The 25,114-nt window shown below is 70.5% G+C and carries 19 protein-coding genes; 5 read left to right on the top strand and 14 right to left on the bottom strand.

Features of this window, described 5'->3' with window-relative positions:
* Nucleotides 1–4 precede the first annotated feature (4 nt).
* From WT53_RS02930 to bcsB, 3 genes are read right to left on the bottom strand one after another with little or no spacing between them, the layout of a single operon-like run.
* On the bottom strand, nt 5–3,889 hold the full coding sequence (locus WT53_RS02930; protein ID WP_060258415.1) for a cellulose synthase subunit BcsC-related outer membrane protein: 3,885 nt from the start codon (nt 3,887–3,889) through the stop codon (nt 5–7).
* Nucleotides 3,874–5,103 (bottom strand): cellulose synthase complex periplasmic endoglucanase BcsZ, encoded by a 1,230-nt coding sequence (bcsZ, locus tag WT53_RS02925; RefSeq protein ID WP_060258410.1) that lies wholly within the window; start codon nt 5,101–5,103, stop codon nt 3,874–3,876. The genes WT53_RS02930 and bcsZ overlap by 16 nt, the downstream gene beginning before the upstream one ends.
* Nucleotides 5,104–5,106: 3 nt before the next feature.
* The gene (gene bcsB / locus WT53_RS02920; RefSeq protein ID WP_060258408.1) at nt 5,107–7,443 is read right to left on the bottom strand and encodes a cellulose biosynthesis cyclic di-GMP-binding regulatory protein BcsB; all 2,337 of its coding nucleotides are present in this window, start codon (nt 7,441–7,443) and stop codon (nt 5,107–5,109) included.
* A 503-nt stretch (nt 7,444–7,946) separates the two neighbouring features.
* On the opposite strand from bcsB, the gene WT53_RS02915 reads away from it, so the two are divergent.
* Nucleotides 7,947–8,969 (top strand): sensor domain-containing diguanylate cyclase, encoded by a 1,023-nt coding sequence (locus tag WT53_RS02915; RefSeq protein ID WP_059782727.1) that lies wholly within the window; start codon nt 7,947–7,949, stop codon nt 8,967–8,969.
* Between the two features lie 16 nt (nt 8,970–8,985).
* Here the strand turns inward: WT53_RS02915 and WT53_RS02910 are convergent, their stop codons facing one another.
* From WT53_RS02910 to WT53_RS02895, 4 genes are read right to left on the bottom strand one after another with little or no spacing between them, the layout of a single operon-like run.
* The gene (locus tag WT53_RS02910) at nt 8,986–9,435 is read right to left on the bottom strand and encodes a hypothetical protein (RefSeq protein ID WP_060258406.1); all 450 of its coding nucleotides are present in this window, start codon (nt 9,433–9,435) and stop codon (nt 8,986–8,988) included.
* Complete coding sequence (locus WT53_RS02905) at nt 9,435–10,847, bottom strand: phosphatase PAP2/dual specificity phosphatase family protein (protein ID WP_060258402.1); 1,413 nt, start codon at nt 10,845–10,847, stop codon at nt 9,435–9,437. Before WT53_RS02905 ends, WT53_RS02910 begins: the two co-directional genes overlap by 1 nt.
* Nucleotides 10,844–12,613, bottom strand: coding sequence for a bifunctional alpha/beta hydrolase/class I SAM-dependent methyltransferase (locus WT53_RS02900; RefSeq protein WP_060258399.1), 1,770 nt, complete (start codon nt 12,611–12,613; stop codon nt 10,844–10,846). The genes WT53_RS02905 and WT53_RS02900 overlap by 4 nt, the downstream gene beginning before the upstream one ends.
* A 59-nt stretch (nt 12,614–12,672) precedes the next feature.
* Complete coding sequence (locus WT53_RS02895) at nt 12,673–13,278, bottom strand: CDP-alcohol phosphatidyltransferase family protein (protein WP_034207018.1); 606 nt, start codon at nt 13,276–13,278, stop codon at nt 12,673–12,675.
* Between the two features lie 468 nt (nt 13,279–13,746).
* Between WT53_RS02895 and WT53_RS02885 the strand changes: the two genes are divergently transcribed.
* On the top strand, nt 13,747–14,379 hold the full coding sequence (locus WT53_RS02885; protein WP_059782716.1) for a lysophospholipid acyltransferase family protein: 633 nt from the start codon (nt 13,747–13,749) through the stop codon (nt 14,377–14,379).
* Nucleotides 14,380–14,416: 37 nt separating this feature from the next.
* The gene (locus WT53_RS02880) at nt 14,417–15,346 is read left to right on the top strand and encodes a phosphatidate cytidylyltransferase (RefSeq protein WP_006481850.1); all 930 of its coding nucleotides are present in this window, start codon (nt 14,417–14,419) and stop codon (nt 15,344–15,346) included.
* 187 nt (nt 15,347–15,533) lie between these two features.
* On the opposite strand, the gene WT53_RS02875 is transcribed toward WT53_RS02880, so the two are convergent.
* From WT53_RS02875 to WT53_RS02865, 3 genes are read right to left on the bottom strand one after another with little or no spacing between them, the layout of a single operon-like run.
* On the bottom strand, nt 15,534–15,845 hold the full coding sequence (locus WT53_RS02875) for a hypothetical protein (RefSeq protein ID WP_060258394.1): 312 nt from the start codon (nt 15,843–15,845) through the stop codon (nt 15,534–15,536).
* Nucleotides 15,845–17,203 carry an acyclic terpene utilization AtuA family protein gene (locus WT53_RS02870; protein ID WP_060258450.1) on the bottom strand — a complete coding sequence of 453 codons (1,359 nt, stop codon included), beginning with the start codon at nt 17,201–17,203 and terminating at the stop codon, nt 15,845–15,847. Before WT53_RS02870 ends, WT53_RS02875 begins: the two co-directional genes overlap by 1 nt.
* A gap of 40 nt (nt 17,204–17,243) precedes the next feature.
* Nucleotides 17,244–18,542, bottom strand: coding sequence for a CitMHS family transporter (locus WT53_RS02865; RefSeq protein ID WP_059782711.1), 1,299 nt, complete (start codon nt 18,540–18,542; stop codon nt 17,244–17,246).
* Nucleotides 18,543–18,639: 97 nt separating this feature from the next.
* Here WT53_RS02865 and WT53_RS02860 point away from each other — a divergent pair, with 97 nt between their 5' ends.
* The gene (locus WT53_RS02860) at nt 18,640–19,536 is read left to right on the top strand and encodes a LysR family transcriptional regulator (RefSeq protein WP_034207013.1); all 897 of its coding nucleotides are present in this window, start codon (nt 18,640–18,642) and stop codon (nt 19,534–19,536) included.
* 33 nt (nt 19,537–19,569) lie between these two features.
* On the opposite strand, the gene WT53_RS02855 is transcribed toward WT53_RS02860, so the two are convergent.
* Nucleotides 19,570–20,154, bottom strand: a complete 585-nt coding sequence (locus tag WT53_RS02855) for a flavin reductase family protein (RefSeq protein WP_059782708.1) — start codon at nt 20,152–20,154, stop codon at nt 19,570–19,572.
* Between the two features lie 131 nt (nt 20,155–20,285).
* Complete coding sequence (locus WT53_RS02850; RefSeq protein WP_060258447.1) at nt 20,286–20,711, bottom strand: VOC family protein; 426 nt, start codon at nt 20,709–20,711, stop codon at nt 20,286–20,288.
* 113 nt (nt 20,712–20,824) lie between these two features.
* Between WT53_RS02850 and WT53_RS02845 the strand changes: the two genes are divergently transcribed.
* Entirely contained in the window at nt 20,825–21,715 is an 891-nt protein-coding gene (locus tag WT53_RS02845) for a LysR family transcriptional regulator (protein ID WP_034207010.1), read from the top strand.
* Nucleotides 21,716–21,730: 15 nt separating this feature from the next.
* Here the strand turns inward: WT53_RS02845 and WT53_RS02840 are convergent, their stop codons facing one another.
* Together WT53_RS02840 and WT53_RS02835 are read right to left on the bottom strand one after the other, a co-directional pair.
* A complete protein-coding gene (locus tag WT53_RS02840) occupies nt 21,731–22,486 on the bottom strand; it encodes a hypothetical protein (RefSeq protein ID WP_034207009.1) in 756 nt (251 codons plus the stop codon).
* Nucleotides 22,487–22,542: 56 nt separating this feature from the next.
* Entirely contained in the window at nt 22,543–25,110 is a 2,568-nt protein-coding gene (locus WT53_RS02835; protein ID WP_034207008.1) for a TonB-dependent receptor, read from the bottom strand.
* Nucleotides 25,111–25,114: the final 4 nt, after the last annotated feature.

The raw sequence follows: 25,114 nt of genomic DNA, 5'->3' as shown, positions 1-25,114 counted from the left end.
GTCCCTAGTAATCCGAATAAAGCCGCACGGGCGTCGGCGTCACGAGCCAGCTGCGCGGCGCGCGCGCATCGAACGCATAGCGCAGATAGACGAGCGCCGAGCTCGGCGCATAGTCGTGCGACCGGTCGATGTGCAACTGCGCGCCGACGCTCAGGTGCGGGTTCACGCGATACTCGACGATGCCGTTCACGCCGTACGAGAACGACACGCCGCGCGTCGAACTGCCCGCGTACACGAACCCGGCGGCCACCTGTGCGGCGCGCTGGTCGGAGAACGTCGGGTAATACAGCGAATCCTTCTCGTAGCTGTTCGAGATCCCGCCCGTGACGGTCAGGTCCCACGACAGCGCATCGTGCCGCCCCGCCCATTCGATCGGCACGCCGAGCGACAGATAGCGCTGCGGGCTGTAGTAACCGCCCTGCCCGTACGTGTAGTAGCGCAGGTTCTGCGCGTAGTGCCACGCATTGCCGACGAGCCCGGTGCTGACCTTCGTCGTCGCGCGCTCGTACACGGGCACCGTGAAGCCGGTGCGCAGCGTGACTTCCGCATTGCGTTCGACGTTGCGGCCGGACAGCACGCCCGCGCCGAGTTCCGCGAACAGGTTCGTGCGGCCGACGTCGACCGACGCGCGCAGGTTCACGCCGTCGCGGCGCACGCCGCCCCACACCGCGCCCGTCCACGGGTCGCGCATCCCCGCGTACGACAGCACGCTGCTCGTTTCCGGCCGCCGCGATGCATTCACGGAGAAGCTCGCGGGGCCCGCGTCGAAGCGATAGCGCACGCCGCCGACGAGGTAATGCACCGGGAAGCCGAGCGGCGACGTGCCGAGATCGACGCGCCACGCGTCCGACAGGTAGCCGGCGCCGAGCGCGACGCCCGTCGTCGACTGGTGCAGCGAGCCCGGCGGATTCGCGAGCAGCGCAGGGGCCGGCGGATTCGTCCGTGCCCTGAGCGCCGCATAGGTGCCGAACGTCTTCAGCGAATACGCGTCCGGATCACTCATGTCGAGCGTGCCCGGGTCGAGGTGCACGGTGTCGATCTGCGCGAACGCGTGTCCGTCGTAGCGGATCGGCATCTGCAGGTAGATCGGCACCTGCTGCGCGCGATACGACGAAATGCCTTCGTCGCCCGACTTGTACGCGGGCATCCAGCCGGTCTCGATCTCGGGATTGCGCCGCTGTTCGAGTTCCGCGAACGCGGCCTGCGCGGGCGTCAGCCCGTCGCGGCCCGGACTCACGCCCGCCGTGCGTTCCTGCGACAGCGACAGCCGGTACAGCGACGCCGCGTCGTCATAGCGGCCCTGCGCCTCGGCCACGCGCCCGGCCGCCACCGTCACGTCGGCGCGTGCCGGATATGCGGCCTGCAGCCGGTCGGTCACCTGCACGGCGGCGTCCGGGCTGCGCAGCGCGTTCAGGCGGCGCACGGCCGACAGTTGCGTGTCGACGTCGTCGTCCGGCGTGCGCGCCAGCACCGCGAGCACGCGCGTGCGGGCGGCGGCGCGGTTGCCGCTGTCCTCGTCGATCCGCGCGAGCGCGAGCTGCGTATCGGCGTCGTCCGGCGTGCGCGCCACGACCGGCGCGAGCGCATCGCGTGCGGCGTCGTAATGACCCTGCGCGCGTTCGAGATCGGCGAGTTCGAGCGCATGACGCTTGTCCGCGCGGCCGGCCGGGCTCGCGCGATCGAGCAGCGTGCGCGCCCGTGCATAGTCCTGTCGCGCGATCGCATCGTCGGTCTGCCGCAGCACGAGCCGCAGCGACTGATCCTCGAGCCGCGCCGTCTGCGCGGGCGTCAGCGCCGGGTCGCGGCGCAGCGTATCGAGCCACGCGGCGAGCGCATCGTCGCGACCGGCGCTGGCGAGCAGGTCGCCGTAGCGCAGTCGCACGTCCGCGTCGGCTTCGCGCGGATGCGCGGCGATCCAGTCGTGCAGCGGCGCGAGGCCGCGCTCGGGTTCGCCCGCGTCGATCCACTGCGCGCCGATCGCGGCGAGCATGTCGGGATCGTCCGGCGCGCTCGCCTGCGCGTGCGCGAGCGTGGCGGCGAATGCCGCGCGGTCGCCGCGGGCATGCGCGCCGCGCGCGTCGGCCAGCGCGCTTTCGGCATCGAGCTTGCGCGCCAGCGCGCGCATGCCGTCCGAACGGTGCGCATCGTCGACCGGCGCCAGCGCGGCCTGCGCGCCCGCGACATCGTCGAGCGAGTTGCGGTACAGCGCGCTCGCGTAGCGCATCTCGGGCGTGTCGCTGCGGGCGAGCCCGTCGTCCATCACCGTGCGGCCGAGTTGCGGCAGCCCCATGTCGCGATAGAGGCGCGCGAGCGCGAAGCGCGTCCACGGCGCGTCGGGCGCCACGCGCACGGCCGCCTCGTAGCGTTGCGCGGCCGGCCCGCGCGCGCCCTTGTCGGCCAGCGCGCGCGCCTCCTTCGCGAGCAGGTCGCCGCGCAGGCCGTCGAGCGCGCGGCGATCGTCGGCGCCCGTCACGCGCCCTTGCAGCGCGTCGAGCAACGGGCCGATCCGGTCCGCACGGCCGGTGTTTTCATACAGCGTGGCCGTGTCGCGCACGGCCGACAGGCTCGGCGAGCGGGCGGCCAGCAAGCCGCGCAGCAGCGGCTCCGCCCGCGCCCAGTCGCGCTGCGCGAGCAGCGCATCGGCGAGCTGCAGCTTCGCGTCCGGGTTGTCCGGCTGCATCGCGAGCGCCGCACGCGCGGCGCGTTCGGCATCCCGCGCGCGTCCCGCACCGGCCGCTTCGCGGCCCTGGGCAAGCAGCCCCCAGAACTGCGCGGTACGCGCGAGGCCCAGCCATTTGCCGCGTTGGTCGGTCGCACGCGTCGCGGCCCGCGCGAACAGCGCGCGCGCTTCGTCGTGCCGCCCTTCGCGCAGACGCAGCAGGCCGAGCCCGCCCAGCGCATCGGCGTCGTCCGCGCGCGCCCGCGCGGCGCGCGCGAGCAGCGGATCGGCGGCGGCCAGGTCGCCGCGCGCGAGCGCCTGCAACCCGCGCTGCTGCGCGATGTAGTCGGGATCGCGTTCGAGCCGGCGCTGCGCATCGCGCTGCCGCTCGAGGCCGGCGACGCGATCGCGGAATTCGGTGTCGTCCGGCGCGAGCGCGAGATAGGCCTGCAGCGCATCGAGATACGCGGGATCGCTGCCGGCCGACTGCAGCACGCGCCGCCACAGCGCCATCGCTTCCGTATGGTCCGCGTCGGCGCGCTTCGCGAGCGACGCTGCGATCCGGTTCGCTTCCGCGCGCGTGTCGTTGCGCTGGTTCAACAGCCCCGCGAGCGCCATCGACGCGCTCGTGTCCCGCGGATCGGCGGCGACCGCGCGGCGCAGCGCGGCGATCGCCGGCTCGCGCCCGCCCGGCGCATTCGACACGATCTGGTAATACTCGGCGCCGAGCGCCCCCGCCGGCGCGCCGTTCGGAAACAGCGCGACGATCCGCCGGGCCGCCTCGTCGGCGCGGCCGCTGCGCGCGAGCAGCCGGATCTGCGCCATCTCGCCACGCCCGCTCGTCGCGACGCGGTATTCGTCGGCCACCCGCCGCGTGGCAGGCGCATTCGGCGACTGCGCCTGCAGCCGCGCCAGCGACGCCTGCGCGCCTTTCGCGTCGCCGAGCCGCAGCAGCACGCGCACCTGTTCGGCCAGCAGTTCGGGATCGCCCGGCGCGATCAGCAGGCCCTTGCGCAGCGCATCGCGGGCGAGATCGTCGCGATGCTTGACGCCCCACATCCGCGCGGTGTCGAGCTCGCGCCGCGCATCGGCCGCAGCCGAGGCCGCCGGTGCCGCGGGGTTCGCCATCGCCGCGCCCGACGCGGCGCCCGGCGCCGCCGCGCACACCGACGACGCGAGCCACGCGAATCCCGCGACGTGAGGCACGGCGCACTTCAGCGGGCGGCGCACGAGCGGCCTCCCCAGCGGGTGTCGAGCGTGCCGTCCGCCCCGAACCGGTAGCGGCCGTCGCGCCAACCGAGGCCGAACAGCGTCAGCACGCTGGTGTAATAGCCGGGCGCCGACTGGCGCGCGAGCGTGTCGACGCGGGCTGCCTGCGCATCCGCGAGCGCGTGCTGGCCGCGTGCGTCGAGAAACGGCACGGCCGCCGCGGAGAATCCGCCGTTGCCGTCGTTCGGCCCCGCGACGCCCGTCGTCGTATCGACCCGCTCCGGCGGCGCGCCGTGCGCGGCGATATGGTCGGCGAACGGCGCGAAGCGCGCGAGCAGCGGCGCGGCGAGCGGATCGGCGCGGTCCAGCATGCCGGCCCACAAGTACACGCGGATCGCGTTGTACGCGCTCTGCGCTTGCGTGTCCGGATCGGGCCCGAAACCCTTGCCCGCGCGATACAACGCCCAATCGGGCGAGAAGCCCTTCGGCGCGGTGTCGAGCAGCACGCGCCCGGTGCTGGATGCCAGCGCGGCCCAGCGCCGGTCGTCGGGCAGCCGCGCACCGAGCGCGCGAATCACCTGCGGCGGCGAATAGCTCGGATTCACGCGCCATTGGCCGTTGGCCAGCTTGAACCCGGTCGGCCCCGGCAGCAGCGTGAGGCCGAGGCCCGGCACGGTCGCCGTCTCGGCGTCGAGCACGCGCTTCGCGAGCAGCGCGCCGCGCGCCGTATAGCTGCGCTCGTGCCACAGCCGGCCGGCCTCGACGAGCGCATACGCGATCCACAGGTCGGCGTCCGACGCCGCGTTCGCGTCGAGCACGCGCCACGCGCCGTCGGGCGCGCGGCCCCACAGCCACGCCGGCAGATGCGCGCTCAGGTCGCCCTGCGCGAGGTTGTTCTCGGTCCATGCGAGGATCGTGTCGAACATGCGCCGGTCGTCCGCGACGAGCGCGAAGAAAAGTCCATACGCCTGACCCTCCGATACCGTGCGCGAATCGGCCGAGCCGACGTCGATCACGCGGCCGTCCGCCGAGATGAAATCGCGCTTGAACGCCTCCCAGCGCGGCCACGCCGCGCCGCATCCCGCGGCCGCCGCGTCGGCTGCGCCGGCCCCGGCGGCGTGCGCGCGCGTGGCCATGCCGGCCGCCGCGCACGTCACCGCAACCGCCAGCGCGAGCGTCGCGCCGACACGCCGCGCCGGCTGCGTTGCCCGTCGCTTCGTCATTGCCCGCGCCATCCGTTACATCCCCCGTCGACGCGCGGCAATCCGCTGCAGCACGCTGAACACGCCGAGCGCGAGCAGCAGCCCCGCGACGACGCCGACCGCGCCGAGCACGACCGGATGCCGCGCCGCCTGCGTCCACACGCGCGCATACCACGGCACGAAGCCGACCACGTACGGCTCGCCGACCCGCAGGCTGTCGACCTGCCCCGGCCGCACCAGCGCGAGGTCGCCCTGCAACTGCGACACGAGTCCGGCGTTCTCGAACACGTCGAGCAGATCGCCGAGGCGTCGCTGGTCGGTCGCCGTCAGCGCGACGACGCTGCGGCCGCGGCTGCCCGGCAGCTCGAACCCGGCGAGCGCCGCGAGCGGGCCGGTCTGTTCGATGTGCGCGCCGCCGTCGGCGACGCCCACGCCGTTGCGCCAGCGCTCCTTCACCGTGAACGCGACGCGCGTCGCGCCCGCGCCGCCCGCGCCGCCCTGCTCGCCGATCACGAGCGGCAGCGCCGCGCGCCAGTGCGCGAGCAGCGGCGACGCCGGCGAACCGTCGATCACGAGCAGATCCTTGTGCCCCGACAGCGCGGCGACGTCGCCGGGCCGCGCGACCTGCACGCGCAGCGCCGGGAAGCCGGTCCATTCGCCCATGTGGCCGAGCATCGTCAGGTAGGCCTCCAGTTCCTGCGGCGACGGCCGGTCGGGCATCACGACGGCCGTCTGCGACAGGTCCGCGAAGCGCGTGAACGGGAAGCCGCTGTTCGCGAAGAACGCGAGATTCGGCAATTGCGCGTAATGGACGAAGTGCGAGAAGTCGATCGTCGAATCGGGATCGATCGCCGCGCGCTGCGGCTCGGTGGCCGTGCTCGAACACAGCCCCGTCTTCTGCGAATCGAGCGTGAAGCGGAACTGCAGCTGGTTGCCGCTGCCGACGCGGAACGCGGGAATGTCGACGTCGCTCGTCACGCGCCCTTCCGGCACCGCCAGCAGCGGCAGCTGCATGCGACCGTGCGCGTCCTCCGCATGAGCCGGCCCGAGCCGGTACGACTTCACGAGCTGATCGTTGATCTCGACCGCGAGCGTCGAATTGTCCTGTACGGTCGGCGCCGTATAGCGGTAGCGCAGCGTGATCGGCACGCCCGCGCCGTTCCACGAATGCAGATCGGCCGGCACGCGCAGGTTCAGCCGGATCGCGTCGGGCGTCGTGCCGCGCACTTCCAGCTGGCGCGGGTCGTTCACGAGTTCGCGGAACGCGATCGGCCGATTCACCGGCAACCAGCGCGGCGCGTCGTACGGCTTGCGCGGCGCGCCGAGATCGACGTGCGCGACCGTCGCCGCCGGTCCCGACAGCGCCGCGCGGCCGAGCACGAGCGTCGCGACCGCGTCGTCGACTTCGGCCGCCGTGCGGCCCGTGACGACCAGCAGCTTGCGGCCCGGCGCGGCCGGGTTGTCGGCGACCGCGAGCAGCGGGCCATCGACTGGCGGCAGCGCGAGACCGGCCGGCAGCGTCGCGGCCGTACCGACCACGACGGCCTGATCGTCGGCCGGCAACGCGGCCGACACCGGGAAGCGCGCATGCCGGTAGTCGGCGAGCGCACCGAACCATGACGCGAGCACGCCCGCGCTGCGCAGCGTCGCCGAATCGGGCGCGGCCGGCAGCACGAACGGCAGCCGCACGCGGCCGTTGTCGCGCCGGTCGAAGAACGGCGCGGGCAACAGCGCGAGATCGTTCGGCAAGCGCACCGGCGATTCGTCGAGGATCAGCTCGCTCGTCGGGCTCACGTCGGCCCACAGCGCCGAGTTCGCCGGATCCTCGCAGTGATCGAGCGTGTAGTGCGCGATCAGGCGCAGGCCGATCTGGTTGAAGTCGGAAAAGTAGCGCGGATCGATCGGGATCTCTTGCGTCACCGTGCGGCCCGCGCGCGCGGCGTCGAACGGGACGGTCGCGATCACCTCGCCGTTCACCGATACCTTCAGGTGCGACAGCGGAAACACCAGCGACGGCGAATACGCGTAGGTCAGGCGCAACCGCGCGCCCGTGATCACGCGATCGAGCCGCACGCCGGCGTTGATCGTGCGGGCGTCGTCGGCGCCGCGCAGGCGTAGCGGATCGAACGCGCCGAGCGACGCGAACGGCACATGCACGGTCGTCGCCGGCAGCCCGGCGGCCGGCGCGCTGGCCGCCGTCGGCGCCGTCGCGGGCACCGCGGCCGGCGCGGCATCGGGCGCCGCCGCGTGACCGGCAGCGGCCGTCGAAGCGGCGGCCGGGGCCGTCGGCATCGGCGCGGCCGACAGCACGGCCGCGTGGAAAGCGCCGGTCATCGCGGCCGCCAGGACGAACAGCGACACGGCCGGCTTCATGCGCGGCTCCACGGCGTCACGATCGTCCGGTCATCCTGCGCGTCGGAACCGACGCGCGCAAAGCAGCTATGCCCGTGAGTGCACATCCCCTCTGCTTCCCCTCATGTATGTTGCGCGTCGCGTAACGCGTATATGGCCTGATTACATTTATCGGAACGACGCGACGCATTCTTCAATGATTCGTTCGTCGCGTGGCGAAGCGCCTGGCACCGGCGCCCGCCCATTCGTCACACTATCTCAAAAATAGAACAAAATTCACCGCGATTCGCGACTGGGAAGCGAAAAAAATCTCAATTCGGTCGGAAATGCTGCGCGGGAAGCATGAATGGCAAGAATTGCGCCGTTGCTGCCGGACGGCCGGAACGGCATACTGCCGGCGCGGAACGGCTCGCCGGGCGTCGGCCGCGCTCCGTTGCAGACCGCCCGGAACACGCTGCCGCGAGCGGCGCGTATGCTACCGCAAGCACGCGCCGCGCGACGAATTTTCTTCGTGGAAAACTGACTTGAATCAAATCGTCGACTCCGCCACCCCGTCCCCCGACACGTTGCTGCGGATCATCGCCGCTCAAACCGAAATCGCGAAACTCGGCCTCGACCTCGGCAGCGTGATCGCCTACGTGGCCGAGCAGGTGCCGCGGCTCACCGGCGCGAGCGCCGCCGCGGTCGAATTCGCCGAAGGCGACGACATGGTGTACCGCGCCGCGTCGGGCACGGCCGCCGGAATGCTCGGGCTACGGTTGCGGCGCTCGGGCAGCCTGTCGGGCCTGTGCGTGCAGCAGGGCGAGTTGCTCCACTGCATCGATTCGGAAACCGACCCGCGCGTCGATCGCGATGCGTGCCGCCGGGTCGGCCTGCGCTCGATGCTGGTGATGCCGCTCACGCATGCCGATACGACGGTCGGCGTGCTGAAGGTGATGTCGCCGGATGTCGACGGCTTTTCGCCGGCCGACGCCGGTACGCTGCGGCTGATGGCCGATCTGGTCGCCGCCGCAATGTTCCACGCGGCGCGTAACGAAGCGAACGAACTCTATCTGCGCGCGACGCACGACGCGCTCACCGGGCTGCCGAACCGCGCGCTGTTCTACGATCGCCTGCGCCAGTCGATGCACACGGCGTTGCGTGCGAGCGGCCGGCTCGGCATTCTCAACATCGACATGGACGGGCTGAAGCCGATCAACGACGGGTTCGGCCACCGCGCGGGCGACGCCGCGCTACGCGAGATCGCCGTGCGGATGCAGGCTGCGGTGCGGCGCTCGGATACGGTCGCGCGCGTCGGTGGCGACGAATTCGCGGTGATCCTGCCGAACATCGGCACCCGCGACGATGCGCATGTGCAAAGCACGCGGCTCGCGCGGCAGGTCGGCGAGCCGTTCGAATTCGAGGGGCACGCGCTGCGGCTGGGCGTCAGCATCGGGATCGCGATGCTGCCGGACGACGGCACCGACATGAATGCGCTGATCGAGCGGGCGGATCAGGCGATGTACGAAGCCAAGCGAACGCGGTCGCAGCGCTCCGCGCCCGCATGACGCCTGGCATGCATCGCTAGCCGATCGGCCGCCCCGCGATCGCGATCCCGACGACGATCCACTGCACGACCGCGACGAGCACGGCGGCCCGGCACAGCCCGACCGCGCCGCGCACGCGCGCGTCGAGCGTGCGCCCGGCCTTCGCTGCGTCGATCCAGCCCAGATCGACGAGCGCGCGGTCGAGCGCCGCGAGCCCATCGTCGATCGATGCATGACCTCCCGCCGCCTGCACCAACGCGGCGAACAACCGCCGATCGATCTCGATGCGCACCGCGTACCACAGCGCCGCGATCCCCGCTCCCGTGCTGACGGCGGCCAGCAGCACGCGGGCGAGCATCGGCGGCCAGCCCGCCGCGATCCACCCGCCGGCGCCGGCCGCGGCCAGCGCGGCCGCGATCGCCCACGCACCCGCGTCGAGCGCGCCGCGCGCGGCGGCAATCCTGAACGGAGCGGACGGATCGCGCATCACCCGTGCTCCCCATCGCGACGGCGATCGATCCACTGCTGCAGCACGGCCACGCCCTCCTCCGACCACACCGCGTGCGGCCGGACCGCGCGCACCGCGGCCAGTGCGTCCCGCGCATTCGTCAGCCCGCGCCGCGCCGCGAGCCAGGCGGCCGCGCACAGCACGCTGCGCCCGTAGCCGAGCGCGCAGCAGACCAGCACGTCGCGCCCTTCGCCATGCAGGCGTTCGAGCGCCGCGACGGCCTGCGCGAGCTGCGCCGCCGTCGGTGCGACGAGGTCGAGCTGCGGCACGCACGCATACGCGAACGATGCATCGGCCGCGGCCCAGCGCGGCATCTCGGCGGTCAGGTCGACCAGCGCGGTGAAGCCGTGGCGCCGGACGTCGCGCGTCGTCGGCGTACGGCCGATCGACACGCGCTCGTCGATCCGCACCGGCGCCGGCTGCCGGAACGTCCACAACCGCGAATTGACGAACGCGCCGGCGATCGTCGGCGCGAGCAGCCAGCCGATGAAGACCGGCAGCCGCCCGTGCGCATCTTTCTGAAACGCGCCGGGCGCGCCGCGCCGGTAGGCCCAGGCGACGCAGGCGAGCGCCAGCGCGACCCACCCTGCCGCCAGCGCCCAGCCCGGCGCGCGCGGCACGCACGCCAGCGCCGCGAGTGCGACCAGCGCGGCGCCGAACGCATAGCGGCGCGCGAGCGCGCGACCGGCCGCGCACGGCAACGCATCGGTGCCCGGCAATCGGCCCGCGGCATCGCGCAGCGGAAACAGGAACAGCGCGAGGCAGCCGACGGCCGCACCGGTCGGCACGTCGATCGCGTGATGCTGGTAGGTCGTCAGCACCGACACGCCGATCGCCGCGAACCACAGATGCAGCACGGCCCGCACGAACGTGCCGCGCAGGTGCTTCGCATAGACGGCCCACAGCACGACGAGCAAGCCGATATGCAACGACGGCGCCTGGTTGAACGGCTTGTCGAAACCCATCAGCAGCGTGAACAACGCACCGGCCATGCCGCCCGCGTCGGGCCGTTCGAAGCCGAAGCGCAACGGCCACGCGATGAAGCACGCGACCGACACCAGTTGCACGGTCAACAGCCGCTTCACGTGATCGAGCAGATCGTCGCGGCGCGTCCAGAAGAAGAACGACAGCGCATACAGCAGGTCGATCGACCAGTACGGCACGATCGTCCACGGCACGAACGGGATCGCATGCTCCCAGCCGAACGCGAACGTCGGCACCGCGGCGCGGCGTGCGGCGAGCCAGTTCGCGAAGCCGTACGTCGAGAAGAACACGGCGCCCATCGCCGCGAGCCAGCCGACGCGCAGCGCGAACGACGCGTCGCGCGCGCCGGCCGCCGCCGGCTCGGCCAGCCCGCCCCGCGCGCCCGCGCCGCCGCCGAGCGCGCTCATGACGCGTCGACCCGCTGCGCGAGGCTGACCGTGAAGATGCCCATCTCGTCGATCCGCTGGTCGAGCTTGCGGAAGCCCGCCCGCGCGACGAGCTCGTCCATTTCGGCCTGCGAACGGCGGCGCATCACCCAGGTCGACTCGCCGCGGTGATTGTTCAGCACGCGCGCGATGAATTCGAGCTGCGGATGCCACGGCTGCCCCGTATAGACGAGATAGCCGCCCGGCGGCACGGCCTGCGCGAGCCCGCGCAGCGAGCGCTCGATCAGCGCGTTCTCGCCGAACAACTCGTACAGCCCCGACACGATCGCCAGCGTCGGCCGCGGCTCGAGCGTCGCGAGCGACGCCTCGTCGAATGCGTCGCCGCGCTCGAAGCGTGCGATCGGCTCGAGACCGCGCTGCGCGATCAGCACACGCCCGGCCTCGACGTTCGGCGGGCTGTAGTCGCGCAGCGTGATGTCGTCGGGCGCCGCGCCGTCGCGCTCGGCGGCCATCGCGATCGCGTCGAGCACGTAGCGCCCGTGGCCGGCCGCGATGTCGACGATCCGCACCGGCGAGCCGTGCCCGCGCAGGCGGCCGATCGCCGCGCCGATCAATTCCTGCAGATGCACCTTGCGCTGGCGAATGCCGACCCAGCCCGGCGAATCGAGATACGTGCGGTCGATCAGCGCGCCGACGCCGAATCTCCCCTGCGCGCGATTGCGGTACACGTAGTCGAGCGTCGAGCCCGAATCGAAGCCGAGCCGCAGCCCGAGCGCGATGCCGTCCGACAGCGCGCCGCCGGCTTTCAGGCCGGCGCGCGCGAGTGCCCAGTACGCACGGGCGAACACGTTGGCCGGCGGCCGGCCGAGCGCCGCGTATTCGTCGTGGAATGCGCCGCGCCGGTCCGCATCCGCGAGCGACACGCGCGGGCTCGGCGCATCGAACTCGCGCAGCACGAACGCACGCAGCGGCGCGAGCGCCTGCGCACGGTCGCGCTCGCCGAGCGTGTCGTGATAGAAGCCCGGCAGCACGATGCGCTCCTTGCGCGCCGAGCCGAGCCGTTCGAAGAAGCGGTCCTGCGGGCCGCGATGCACGACCCAATCGGCGCCCGAGATCAGCAATTGCGTCGGCACGGTGATCGCGGCCGCGTCGGCGACGATCCGCCGCGCGGTGTCGTGCAGGTCGAGCAGCATGTTGACCGCGATCGGCCGCGTGATCAGCGGATCGGACGCGTAGCTCGCGATCCGCTCCGGATCGTGCGTGAGGAATTTCGGCTTCACGTAGCTGTTCACGTAGAACAGCCCGCGCAGCGTGTGCATCAGCCGCAGACCCGGCCGCGCGAACGGCACGTAGAGCTTGATGTGGAACGCCGGCGACGCGACGACGAGCGCGCGGATCGGCGGCGCATAGTCGTGCGCCCAGGTCGCCGCGAGCACCGCGCCGACACTCTGGCCGACCACGGCCATCTCCTCGATCGCGATGCCGTGCGTGTCGCGGATATGCTCGACGAAGGTCTGCAGGTCGCGCACCGACGCGGCCGCGCTCGGACTGTAGCCGCGCGCGCCCGGCGAGCGGCCGTGGCCGCGTGCGTCCCACGCGAAAAAAGCGAAATCCGGCAGGTCGAGCTCGTCGACGAGGTGCGCGACGCGCGCCGAATGTTCGTGCCCGCGATGCAGCAGCACGATGGCGCCGCGGCAGCGTGCGCCCGTCGCGGGCCAGTGTCGATAGAACAGCGTTTGACCGTCGTGCGTGATGAAGTCGGCCTCACGGGCCGTGCGTGTGCTCATGCGATCTCTCTCGTTTCGTTGTTCGAATCATGTAGCGCCGCCCTCCGGCGCCCGCCCCGTCAGCCGCCCGCTTCGGCAATGCCCGCCTGGACGCGCCGCACCGCCGTCACGATCGACAGCACGATCAGCAGCCGCCACAGCCATGCGGCGACACTGCCGACCGGCAAGCCCAAGCCGATCCACAGCGCGAACGCGCCGAGAGCCAGCGCCCGGTCGCTCTTGCCGAACGGGCCGTCGTAGCGGCGCGTCGCGCCGACGAGCGGGCCGATCAGCCCCGCGCATTCGACGATCACCGCCGTCAGCGCGAACAGCCAGACGTCCGCCGGCGCGAACGCCGGAATGGCGAGGAACGGCAGCACGAGCGCGACGTCGGACACGATGTCGCCCAGCTCGTTCAGGTACGCGCCGAGCGTGCTCTTCTGCCCGTGCTCGCGGGCGAGCATCCCGTCGATCGCGTTGAGCGCCATCCGCGCGAACAGCCACAACGGAATCAGCAGGAACAGCACGCGGGCGAACACGCCGAGCCCCGCGAGCGCGCCGACGACGATCGAGCCGCCGGCCGCGAACAGCGTGACCTGGTTGGCGGTGACGCCGCGTTCGGCGAGCGCATTCGCGAACGGGCGCAGACGGTCCTGGAATTTGGGTTTGAGTGCGTAGAGGCTCATCGTTTCGTATTCGTATTATTCGCGCGAGACGGTCGGCTACGTTTCCCGCCGCCATGCCCCGGGCGGCGAAACGGCCGTCGCCGGCCTGGATTGAACGGCCCTCATCGTCGCCGAGCGGCCTCGCTGCGTCAAGCATGCGGGCCGGCCCGCCCGGGCGGCGCCAATCTGGCGTTTTTCTTCGAAACTCGCGATAATCCGCTGGCCCGATCGCGGCGAGATCGATTCGAACTGCAGACGGGCACGCGTGCAACAGCCGATCATCACGCCGCCGTCCGGCGCATTCGCCGCGACGCAACAGCGTGCGACGGCGAATCGTCCGATCATCGCGGACCTGCGACAGGCAGCCACGAACTTGAAAAAATGTAAACGAGAGCGATCCGGCGCGCATCCTGCCGCGCCGGCATTCCGGGGTTCCGTCCGCCGCGCGTGCGCAGCGGGCCGGGCATGCATGCAGGAGCCGGTGTACCGATGAACGTCCTCAACGTCTGGCAGCGCGACTTCCTGCTGTCCATCGTGCGGCTCGTCGCCGGCGCGTATCCCGTCTGGCATCAGGCGCCGCCGTCGCCGACTCAGAAGATCTATTTCTCGAACCATACGAGCCACATCGACACGCTCGCGATCCTCGCCGCGCTGCCGCGCGACGTACGCGCAGTCGTGCGGCCGGTCGCCGCGCGCGACTACTGGGACAGCAGCAACCTGAAGCGCCACATCGCGCAAAAGCTCCTGAACGTCGTGCTGATCGACCGTCATCGCGAAAGCGGGGGCGACCCGCTCGACCCGGTGCGCGATGCGCTGCGCCAGGGTCACTCGATCATCATCTTCCCGGAAGGCACGCGCGGCGCCGACGTGCTGCCGCAGCCGTTCAAGAGCGGGCTGTTCCATCTCGCAACCGAGTTCCCGGACGTCGCGCTCGCACCCGTCTATCTCGAGAACCTGCAGCGCATCATGCCGAAGGGCGCGATCTGGCCCGTGCCGCTGATCTGCAAGGTGCATTTCGGCGCAAACGAAGCGCTCGGCGCTCAGGAAGACAAGCCGACGTTCCTCGCCCGCATGCGCGACGCGGTCATCGCGCTCGCGCCGCCGCAGCGGCCGGCCGGCTGAACGCGGCGCCCCCTTCTCCCTTTTCCGGACATCAACCATGCGAACCCTCTTCTGGGAACTGGTCGCGGGCGTCACGGGCGTGCTCGTCGTCGCGACCGTGATCGGCGCGATCCTCGGCGCGCGCAGCGGCGGCACGAGCGCGACCATCGTCAACCTGAACCAGCGCATCCGCGCATGGTGGGCGATGATCGCGATCATGGCCGTCGCGATCGGCCTCGGCAACAACGTCACGTACCTGGTGTTCGCGCTGCTGTCGTACCTGACGCTGCGCGAATTCATCACGCTCACGCCGACCACCGCGAGCGACCATACGACGCTCTTCATCGCGTTCTTCGTCGCGATCCCGGTGCAATACTTGCTGCTCGGGATCAACTGGTACGGGATGTATTCGATCTTCGTGCCCGTGCACCTGTTCTTCGCGATGTCGCTCGTATCGGCGCTCACGCAGGACACGCGCGAATTCCTGAGCCGCAACGCGAAGATCAACTGGGCGCTGATGGTGTGCGTGTACGGGCTGAGCCACGCGCCGGCCGTGCTGATCCTCGACATTCCGCGCTACGCCGGGCAGAACGCGCTGCTGCTGTTCTTCTTTCTGTTCGTCGTGCAGATCAGCGACGTGCTGCAGTACGTGGTCGGCAAACTGTTCGGACGCCGCAAGATCGCGCCGCAGTTGTCGCCGTCGAAGACGATCGAGGGTTTCGTCGGCGGCGGCCTGCTGGCCACGCTGTGCGGCGCTTCGCTGTATCGCGTGACGCCGTTCAGCTTCGGCGCGGCGTTCGGGATCTCGCTCGCGATCGTGATCGCCGGCTTCGTCGGCGGGCTCGTGCTGTCGGCCGTCAAGCGCTCGCTCGGCACGAAGGACTGGGGCTCGATGATCGCCGGCCACGGCGGCATGCTCGATCGCGTCGATTCGATCTGCTTCGCCGCGCCGGTGTTCTTCCACCTCGTGCGCTACCTGTACGTGTGAGGGGTGGGCGGCGTAACGTCGCCCGTTCCGGCGCACGACGACTCAGTATCCGCCGCGCAGCGCCTTCGGCACGCCTTGACGCCCGCGCGCGGCGTCGAACTTCACCGTCCAGTGCACGTGGATGGCCTAGCCGCCGCGCGTACCCGATGCCGTGAGCGTCCGGCCCCGTCCCGGCACTACGCCTGTGTCACGCCGGATCCGGCACCTCGATCGCGAGCAGCGCCGAACTGATCGACTTGCCGTGCGCATCGAGCGCGAGCGAGCGCGTCACGCCGCCGCCGAGCGCATCGCGCAGCACGAAGTTGAACGCGCCGAGCGCCGGCAACTCGTAGCGCACGACGTCGCCGTGGACGATACCCGCCAGCCACGCCTTGACCGTCTGCGCATCCAGATGCGTGCGCAGATGATCGTAATGACGCGGATCGCGGCAGATGACCGACACGTTCAGCGTATTGCCCTTGTCGCCGGTGCGCGCATGCGCGAGTTCACGCAGTTGCATCAGGCCTCCACGAATGAAAACGACGGCGTCACGGCCGCGCGCGGCAGCAGCACCGACTGCACGGCGATCACCTCGCGCGTCGACTTGAACGCACCGCCGCCGCCGGCCGGCCCGTTCGTATAGAGCGTCTCGACTTCGTTGCCGATCCGCGCGGCTTCGGCGGCGGTCGCTGCCCGGCCGGCCACCCGCACGCGCACCTCGGCCGGCTCGCCGCGTCCGGCCGGCGTCGCGTCGCCGTACAGCGCATCGACGCCGATCAGGTCGAAGCGCAGCTCGCTCGCCGCGACGCCGGTCAGCGCGAGCCGCTCGCGAACGATGTCGAGCGCAAGACGCGCACGCGCGAGCGCGCCCGGGCCGCCGTACGAGATCTGGCCTTCGCCGATCCAGCCGTCGACATACGCGACCGACACCTTCAGCGTATCGGGCCGCGCGGCGCCGCGCCCGCCCGTCACGCGCACGCGATCGACCGCTTCCTCGGCGACTGCCACGCGCGTGAAATCGGCCACGACGTCGGGCTGCAGATATCGCGCCGGGTCGTGAATCTCGTAGAGCAGTTGTTCCTTGCAGGTCGCCGCGCTCACGCGGCCGCCCGCATGCGGCACCTTCGTGATCACGACCGAGCCGTCGGCGGCGACCTCGCCGATCGGGAAGCCGAGCCGCGCGAGATTCGGCACGTCCTTGTAGCCGGGATCGGCGAAATAGCCGCCCGTCACCTGCCCCGCGCATTCGAGCAGATGGCCGACGACGGTCGCCTGGCCGAGCGTGTCCCAGTCGTCCATCCGCCAGCCGAACGCGTGGATCAGCGGCGCGGCGAACAGCGACGGGTCGGCGACGCGGCCGGTCAGCACGACGTCCGCGCCGGCCGCGAGCGCATCGACGATCGGCGCGGCGCCGAGATACGCGTTCGCGGACACGATGCGCTCGCGATACGCGGCGACTTCATCGCCCGATTCCTCGAAACGGAACGCGCCGCGCAGCACGACGTCGAGCACGTCGTCGCCTTCGACCGCCGCGACTTTCAGCCCCGCGATGCCGAGCGACTGCGCGATCCGCGCGGTACGTCGTGCGGCCGCGCGCGGGTTCGCCGCGCCCATGTTCGATACGATGCGCACGCGCCTGGCCGCCGCGACCGGCAGCACCGCCTGCATCCGCGCGTCGAGCAGCGGATCGTAGCCGAGCGCCGGATCGTTGCGGCGCGCCTGCTGCGCGATCGCGATCGTGCGCTCGGCCAGGCATTCGAACACCAGATAGTCGAGCTGCCCGTGTTCGGCCAGTTCGACCGCGGGCTCGATCCGGTCGCCCGAGTAGCCGGCGCCCGCGCCGATTCGCACGCGTCGTTCAGTTTGCATGGCTGTCATGTCCGTACCGTCGTCCGGCGACACGCGCCGCCGGGAAGAATCAAAAGATGCCGAGCGCGACGCTGGCGATCGTCATCACGATCGACGCGCCGAACAGCAGCGGAAACGTGAATTTCTGGTGCTCGGCCAACTCGATCCCGCACAGGCCCACGACGAGGAACGTCGCGGGCGTGAGCGGGCTGACCGGGAACCCCGTCGTCATCTGGCCGAGCAGCGCTGCCTGCCCGACCTGCACGGCCGGCACGCCGAGCTGGCCGGCCACCTCCGCGATCACCGGCAGCACGCCGAAGTAGAACGAATCGGGATCGAACAACATGCTGAGCGGCATCGACGCGAGACCGAGCGCCACCGGGATATGGCCCGCCATCGACGGCGGCACGAAGCCGACCGCCGCCTGCGCCATCGCCTTCAGCATCCCGCTGCCCTGCATGATCCCGGTGAACACGCCGGCCGCGAGCAGGATGCCGGCCATCATCAGCGCGGCGCGCGCGTGCGCGTCGATGCGCTTTCGCTGCATGTCGACGTCGGGGTAATTCACCATCAGCGCGACACACAGCCCGACCATGAACATGATCGCGGGCGGAATCTTCTCGCCCATCACGACCATCGTGCCGAGCACGACGAGCGTCAGCACGAGGTTGAACCAGAACAGGTGCGGCCGGCGCAGCGCCTGCTCGTCGGCCGTCAGTTCGCGTCGGGGCAACGGAATCGACGCATCGTCGCGCGACAGGCCGAGCCGCTTCTCCTCGCGCCGCCCGAGCCAGTAGGCGACGCCGAACACGAACACGAGCCCGATCGCCTGCACCGGGATCAGCGGATTGAACAGCGCCGACACCGGCAGGTGCAGCGACGCGGACGCGCGGATCATCGGCCCGGTCCACGGCAGGAAGTTGATGCCCGCGGCCATCGACACGGCGGCGGCCAGCACGCGCCGGTCCATCTTCAGTCGGTCGTACAGCGGCAGCACGGCCGGAATCGTCACGAGAAAGCAGACGGCGCCCGAGCCGTCGAGGTGGATCAGCAGCGCAAGCAGCGTCGTGCCCATCACGATGCGCGTCGGCCGCGTGCCGACCGCGCCGAGGATCCGGTCGATGATCGGATCGAGCGTGCCGGCGTCGGTGATCGTCCCGAAATACAGGATCGCGAACACGAACATCCCGACGACGGGCGCGAGCCCTTTCAGCCCGTCGATGACGAACTTGCTGGTGTGCAACCCGAAGCCGCCGAGCAGCGACGCGGCGATCGGCACGACGATCAACGCGACGAGCGGCGACATCCGCTTCGACAGAATCGCGGCCAGCAGCACGACGATCGTGCCCAGCCCGAGTAACGGCAGCATCGGTGTCTCCTACCTTGTCTTTTGTTGGAGACGAGCGTAAGGTCGGCGCAGCGATAGCACAATTGAAATGATTTGATCGCAGCAATCACGAAGCGTTATGGATCTGAATCTTCGCGACATTCGCGCGTTCGTCACCGTCGCGCACGCCGGCAACTTCACGCGCGCCGCCGCGCGGCTGCATCTGTCACAGCCGGCGCTGACCGTGCAGATCCGCCGGCTCGAGGACATCGTCGGCGCGCGCCTGTTCGACCGCAACAGCCGCAGCGTCGCGCTCACGCAGACCGGGCGCGAGTTGCTGCCGCTGTTGCAGCGCTCGCTCGACGACATGGAGCGCGTGCTGCGCGATGCGCGCGCGCTCGGCGAAGGCACGAGCGGCACGGTGCGGCTCGCGTGCCTGCCGACCTTCGCGTCCAGCGTGCTGCCGGAGTTGATCCAGTCGTTTCGGCGCGACGTGCCGCGCGCGGGCTTCGAGATCCGCGACGGCGTCGCGAGCCTCGTCACCGCGCTGGTGCGCAACGAGGAAGCCGATCTCGGACTGACCGGCGGCGACATGTTCGATGCGTCGCTGGAGGTGCTGTACGCGGGCGCCGACCGGCTCGTCGCCGTATGCCCGAAGGATCATCCGCTCGCGCGCAAGCGCCGCGTGAGCACCGCCGACGTCGCCGGCGTGCCGCTCGTGCTCACCGCGCAGGGCACGAGCGTGCGCAGCGTCGTCGATGCCGCGTTGAAAGCGACCGGCTGCACGCCCGACATCGCGTGCGAGCCCACCTACATGATGACGGCCGTCGCGATGGTGCGCGGCGGCCTCGGCGTGACGATCCTGCCCGCGACCGCACGCGAGGTGCGCGCCGAGCCCGACCTGGTCGCGAAGCCGATCGACGATCGCGCGTTCGTACGGCCGATCGCGCTCGTCGCGAAGCGCGGGCGCACGCTGCCACGCGTCGCGCAGACGTTCGCCGACCTCATGCTCGCCGAACTGAAAAAGCGCGCATGAAGCGCGCCCGATCCGGGACAGCGCGCCCGGCGCTTACTGCGCGTCCGGATCGACGTGCAGCGATTCGCCGATCGCATAGAAATTGCCGCCCGCGATGTAGTGCAGGCTGCGCAGCGCGGGGTCGGCCGATTCGAAATACCAGTGGCCGTCGCGGAACACGCGCGTGTCGGACCATGCGCCGATCACCTCGCCGATGAACAGATCGTAGGTCTGCTGATTGTGCGGCTCCGGAATCAACCGGCACGCGAGCCAGCCCGAGCAGCCGGCGACGAACGGCAGGTCGTGACCGGCGACGTCGAACAGCGTGACGCCCGCTTCGCGCAGCTTGTCGGGCCGCTCCGCGAGGCTGTGGCTGCCGACCGCATGCGTGAGCTGCAGTTGCGCGGCCGTCGGCACCTGGATCACGAACGTACCGCTGCGCTCGACGAGCTCGCGCGTCTTCGCGGATTTGTCGAGCACGACGGTCAGCTTCGGCGGCAGGAAATCCAGCGCGCACGCCCAGGCGGCGGCCATCACGTTGTCGACGCCGTCGTGGCGGGCCGACACGAGCACGGTCGGGCCGTGATTGAGGAGGCGGTAGGCTTTCTTCAGCTCCACCGGAGCGATGTGATTGTCCATACGGGTTCCTTGGAGAACGACGCGCACGGGCGGATGCCGTGCGGCGCGGCGCCGGCCGTCGCAGCTGCGCGCGGCCGGGCCGCAGGCCGCATTCTCGCACCCAATTTCAATCGGCGCCGCGCCGCTGCCGGTTACTTCGCGAACAATTGGCCGATGTCGCGGAACGCCTTGAATTCGAGCGCATTGCCGCACGGATCGAACAGGAACATCGTCGCCTGTTCGCCGACCTGCCCCCGGAACCGCACGTACGGCGCGATCGCGAAAGTCACGCCGAACGCGCGCAAGCGTTCGGCCAGCGCTTCCCAGCTCGCCCAGTCGAGCACGATCCCGAAATGCGGCACCGGCACGTCGTGACCGTCGACCGCATTCGTATGTGCGCCTTCCTGCGAGGCGGTTTTCGGATGCTCGTGGATCACGAGCTGATGCCCGTAAAAGTCGAAGTCGACCCACTGTGCACTCGAGCGCCCCTCCTCGAGCCCGAATACGCGACCGTAGAAATCGCGCGCGGCCGGCAGGTCGTAGACCGGAATCGCCAGGTGAAACGGGGAAAGACTCATGATGGCCTCGTGAAAGAAATGCTCGCGTGGCGCGAGGACGGCATCATGGTAGACAAGGCCGAGCAAAAATTAAATCAATATATAATTTCGCGATTCATAAACGGAATCGATGAATGATCCGCGAACTGAAAACCCTCGTCGCCGTCGCCCGCGAAGGCACCTTTGCCGCGGCCGGCAATCGTATCGGGCTCACGCAAGCGGCCGTGAGCGCGCAGATGCAGCGTCTCGAAGCCGAACTCGGCTTCGCGCTGTTCGATCGGCAAGGGCGATCGGCGCGGCTCAACGAGCGGGGCCATCACGTGCTCGACCAGGCGCAGGCGCTGATCGGCCTGTACGAGAACCTGAGCTCGACCGCGCCCGGCTCGCCGGCCGCCGTGCGCGTGACGATCGGCGCGATCGCCTCGGTGCAGAGCGCGCTGCTGCCTGCCGCGCTGGCCGATTTCCATCGCCTGCACCCTGCATGCCGGACGCGCGTGATACCCGGGCTGTCGATCGAGCTGGTCAACCGGGTCGACACGGGCGAAATCGACATGGCCGCGATCATCCGCCCGCCGTTCGCGCTGCAGAGCGACCTGCACTGGACGACACTCGCGCAGGAACCGTTCCGGCTGATCGTGCCGCGCGGCGTGAAGGGCAAGGACTGGGCCGCGCTGCTCGCGCGCGAGCCGTTCGTGCGCTACGACCGCGGGTCGTTCGGCGGCCGCCAGGTCGACCGCTTTCTGCGCAAGATGCACATCGCGGTGCGCGACACCTGCGAACTCGACGAGCTCGACGCGATCGTCAAGCTGGTCGAGAACGGCGTCGGCGTCGCGATCGTGCCGCAAACCGCCGGGTATCGCCGCTGGCCGGCCGGCGTGCGCGCGATCGATCTCGGGCATCACACGTTTCACCGCGACATCGGGCTCGTGCATCGCGCCCGGCGCACGATGTCGGAACCCGCGCAGACGCTCGCGCGACTGATCGACGCCGCGTCGCGTCGGCGCCCGCCGCCGCGGGCCGCGTGATCGACGCGTGGCGGCTCAGCGCCGCCCGGCCGCCCAATCCACCGCCGCGTCGAACAGCGCGACGCCGGCCGGCGACAGGTTCGTGAACGTGTCGTTGTCGAGGAAGAACATCACGCGGCGCGCCGGCGCGAGCGTTTCGTAGTCCATCGTCGCGCCCTTCTCGTATGCAAAGATCGCGGCCTTGTCGGGTTGCCCATACACGGTCGCGATCGTGATCGCGCCGAGCCCCGGCTTGCCCCAGCTCATCGGCGCCTGCTTGCCGTACGCGTTCGTCGCGCCGGCCGGCAGCCCGGCCGCCATCGGATGCGGCGCATTGACGAGCCACAGGTAACGCTCCTTGCCCGTTTCGCCGAAGTCGACGTCGTGCCGCTTGCCCGTCATCGCGAGATCGTCGAGCAGGTCGTTTTCCCACGTCACGAGCGGCTTGTCGAGCGTGCGCCAGCCGGGCCGCACGTTCTTCGACGATACCGTCGACGAGATCACCACCAGATCGGCGTCGCGCGCCGCATCGGGCGCGGCCGCCTCGTCGATCAGGCGCACCGCGTAGCCGCGTTCGCCGAGATGCTGGCCGATGCGTTCGTCGACCTTCAGGTTCGGGCCGTGCAACTGCACGAGCATCGCGACGCGCGTGACGGGCTGCGGCGCATCGGCGGCGAATGCGGGTGCCGACGCGCCGGCGCCGGCACCGACGCCCGCGGACAGCGCGAGCGCCGAACCCGCGATCGTGCGCAACAAGCGGCGGCGCGCACCGGTCTTCGTCTTCAGATTCATCTGGATTACTCTCCGAGGCCGCGCGCCGGCGTAACGGCCGCGCGGCGATTGCATGGTCAGAACTGCAGCGTGGTCAGCAGCGACACCTGCCGCGCGTCGCCGATCGCGACGAAGTAGCGGTTCGCGCTCGACGGGTAATACGTGCGATTGAACAGATTCTTCACGTTGAACTGGAACGACAGTTTCTGCTTGCCGATCCGCGTGTCGTAGGTCGCGAACGCATCGGCGAGCACGTACGACGGCAGCGTGAAGCTGTTCGCCGAATCGCCGGGCCGAGCGCCCACGTAGCGCGCGGCCGCGCCGATGCGCAGGTCGTCGCCGCCCGCCACCGTGCCGAAGTCGTAGACGGCCGCGAGCGATGCAGTGTGACGCGCGACGTTCCACAGCTGGTTGCCCGTGTACTGCGGATCCTCGGTCGTCTTCGCGTCGATGTACGCGTAGCTCGCGATCACGTTCACGCGTTCGCCGATCTTGCCGGACACGTCGAGCTCGATGCCGCGCGAGCGCGCCCTGCCCGACGTGCGCCAGTCGGTCAGCTTCGTCGCGTCGTTGTATTGCGACACGAGCACGTTCTTCTTGTCGATGTCGAACAGCGCGAGCGTGCCGGTCATTCCGCCCGGCAGGTCGAGCTTGCCGCCCACTTCCCACGCGGTCGCTTCCTCGGGCGGCGTCGCGCCGTCGATCACGTAGCCCGTCATCGGCGCGATCGACGACGACGGCTTCAGCGACTGCGAATAGCTGCCGTACAGCGAGAACGTATCGGTCCACTTGTAGACGACACCTGCGCGCGGCAACCACTTCGAGCCGCTGAGATCGGTGTTCGCGGTGAACGGCCGGCCGCGTCCCGCGACCTGGTTGTAGGTAATGTAGCGGAGGCCGCCCGACACGATCCACTTGTCGGTCAGGTGGACCGTATCCTGGAAGAACGCGGACGCATCGTGCAGCGTGTCGGTCTGGTCGCTGTCGCTCGCGGACACCGTGCTCGACGGCGGCAGCAGCCCGTACACCGGATCGACGTAGCTGAACGGCGTCTTCACGGCCTGGCGCAGCATGTCCTTGCGATAGATGCGGCGGTATTCGGTATCGAAGCCGACCTGCACGTCGTGCCGCATCCCCGCGAGCGTCAGCTTGCCGGTCACGTAGCCGATCCCGTAGCTGTCGGTGCTGAGCGACCCGTGCGTCGCATCGTTGCTGCGCGTCAGCGTGCCCTTCACCGGATCGACGCCGGTCGTGCGCAACTGGTTCGCGTCGTAAGTTTCGCGGTTGTAGCTGTAGCCGACATGCGCGCTCCAGTCCGCGTTGAACTGATGATCGACGCTCAGTTGCGCGAGATGCGATTCGCCGTCCATGTCGTTGAACGGCTCGTCGATGCGCCGCCGCGCGGGAATGTCGAGCGGCGCATTGGTGCGCGGATCGAGCGCGGTGCCGCGATCGAACGGCGAATGGAACTTCCGGTACTGATACGACACCACGACCTGCGTATCGCGGCCGTACCACGCGAGCGACGGCGCGACGAAGGTCTGCCGGTACTCGCCGAAGTTGCGCCAGTACTGCTCGTTCGACTGATCGACGATCAGCCGGTACGCGAGTCGCGAATCGCCGACCGGCCCGGTCGAGTCGAAGGTCGCGCTGCCGCCGTTCTTGCCGTGCCCGAACGTCGACGCGCCGAGCGAGATCGCGTTGTAGCGCGTGAGCTGCGGCTGCTTGCTGACGACGTTGACGACGCCGCCCGGGTCCATCAGCCCGTACAGCAGCGACGTCGGCCCCTTCAGCACCTCGACGCTGTCGGTCGCCGCGTTGAACGCCCGGCCCTGCACGAGCGGCATGCCGTTCTGCATGATCGAGCCGTCGCGGTTGCCGCCGAAGCCGCGCTTCATGATCGTGTCCTGCGTGCCCGCGAGCGTGTTGCCCTGCGTGATGCCGCTCACGTTGCCGAGCGCGTCGTCGAGATTGCGCGGCCGCTGGTCGCGCAGCACCTGCGCGGGCACGATGTTGACGGCCTGCGCGGTATCGAGCAGCGGCACGTCGGTGCGCAGCACGCCCGCTTCCTTCGGCGCACGATAGCTTTCGGCGCGCAATGCGCTGGACCGCACGTCGATCGTCGGCAACTCGGCGGCCGGCGCGGCGCCAGCCGCCACGAGCGCGGCCGCCGAACCGTCCGCCCGCATCAGCGTGTAGCCGCCGCCCGGCTGGCGCAGCGCGACGAGCCCCGTGCCGGCGAGCAGGCGGTCGAACCCGCCGTCGACGTCGAACCGGCCGTGCACGCCGCCGCTCGTCAGGCCGGCCGTCAGGTCGGCCGGGAACGCGAGCAGGATGCCCGCGTCGCGGCCGAACCGGTTCAGCACCGCTTCGAGCGGGCCGGCCGGAATATCGAACGCGCGACGCGACGCCCGCTGCGCGGCGGGCGCCGCATCGGCATCGGTGTCGGCCAGCGCCGGCAGCGGCAGCAGTGCCGACAGCAGGACGGCGCCGGCCAGCCGGCGGGCAAACGGGGCCGGCGTGGCCGGGCGCGACGCGCACGGCAGACGACGGGCGGGCGCCGGACGGCGCCGATACGTGAGACGGATGGAAGCCATGATCGGGGAGTCGGTGGACGATGGGCCAGTGCTGTGTTCATGACCCATGTCA

This window comes from Burkholderia sp. MSMB2157WGS, from assembly GCF_001532755.1.
Classification (GTDB): Bacteria; Pseudomonadota; Gammaproteobacteria; order Burkholderiales; family Burkholderiaceae; genus Burkholderia.
The sequence above is the reverse complement of the archived record's forward strand: the minus strand, read 5'-3'. Positions and strand labels throughout refer to the sequence as shown.

Excerpts from the sequence above, each read along its gene's own strand:
- bcsZ (WP_060258410.1), bottom strand. The coding sequence starts at position 5,103 with ATGGCGCGGGCAATGACGAAGCGACGGGCAACGCAGCCGGCGCGGCGT.
- bcsB (WP_060258408.1), bottom strand. The coding sequence starts at position 7,443 with ATGAAGCCGGCCGTGTCGCTGTTCGTCCTGGCGGCCGCGATGACCGGC.
- WT53_RS02910 (WP_060258406.1), bottom strand. The coding sequence starts at position 9,435 with ATGCGCGATCCGTCCGCTCCGTTCAGGATTGCCGCCGCGCGCGGCGCG.
- WT53_RS02905 (WP_060258402.1), bottom strand. The coding sequence starts at position 10,847 with ATGAGCGCGCTCGGCGGCGGCGCGGGCGCGCGGGGCGGGCTGGCCGAG.
- WT53_RS02900 (WP_060258399.1), bottom strand. The coding sequence starts at position 12,613 with ATGAGCACACGCACGGCCCGTGAGGCCGACTTCATCACGCACGACGGT.
- WT53_RS02895 (WP_034207018.1), bottom strand. The coding sequence starts at position 13,278 with ATGAGCCTCTACGCACTCAAACCCAAATTCCAGGACCGTCTGCGCCCG.
- WT53_RS02885 (WP_059782716.1), top strand. The coding sequence starts at position 13,747 with ATGAACGTCCTCAACGTCTGGCAGCGCGACTTCCTGCTGTCCATCGTG.
- WT53_RS02880 (WP_006481850.1), top strand. The coding sequence starts at position 14,417 with ATGCGAACCCTCTTCTGGGAACTGGTCGCGGGCGTCACGGGCGTGCTC.
- WT53_RS02875 (WP_060258394.1), bottom strand. The coding sequence starts at position 15,845 with ATGCAACTGCGTGAACTCGCGCATGCGCGCACCGGCGACAAGGGCAAT.
- WT53_RS02870 (WP_060258450.1), bottom strand. The coding sequence starts at position 17,203 with ATGACAGCCATGCAAACTGAACGACGCGTGCGAATCGGCGCGGGCGCC.
- WT53_RS02865 (WP_059782711.1), bottom strand. The coding sequence starts at position 18,542 with ATGCTGCCGTTACTCGGGCTGGGCACGATCGTCGTGCTGCTGGCCGCG.
- WT53_RS02860 (WP_034207013.1), top strand. The coding sequence starts at position 18,640 with ATGGATCTGAATCTTCGCGACATTCGCGCGTTCGTCACCGTCGCGCAC.
- WT53_RS02855 (WP_059782708.1), bottom strand. The coding sequence starts at position 20,154 with ATGGACAATCACATCGCTCCGGTGGAGCTGAAGAAAGCCTACCGCCTC.
- WT53_RS02850 (WP_060258447.1), bottom strand. The coding sequence starts at position 20,711 with ATGAGTCTTTCCCCGTTTCACCTGGCGATTCCGGTCTACGACCTGCCG.
- WT53_RS02845 (WP_034207010.1), top strand. The coding sequence starts at position 20,825 with ATGATCCGCGAACTGAAAACCCTCGTCGCCGTCGCCCGCGAAGGCACC.
- WT53_RS02840 (WP_034207009.1), bottom strand. The coding sequence starts at position 22,486 with ATGAATCTGAAGACGAAGACCGGTGCGCGCCGCCGCTTGTTGCGCACG.
- WT53_RS02835 (WP_034207008.1), bottom strand. The coding sequence starts at position 25,110 with ATGGGTCATGAACACAGCACTGGCCCATCGTCCACCGACTCCCCGATC.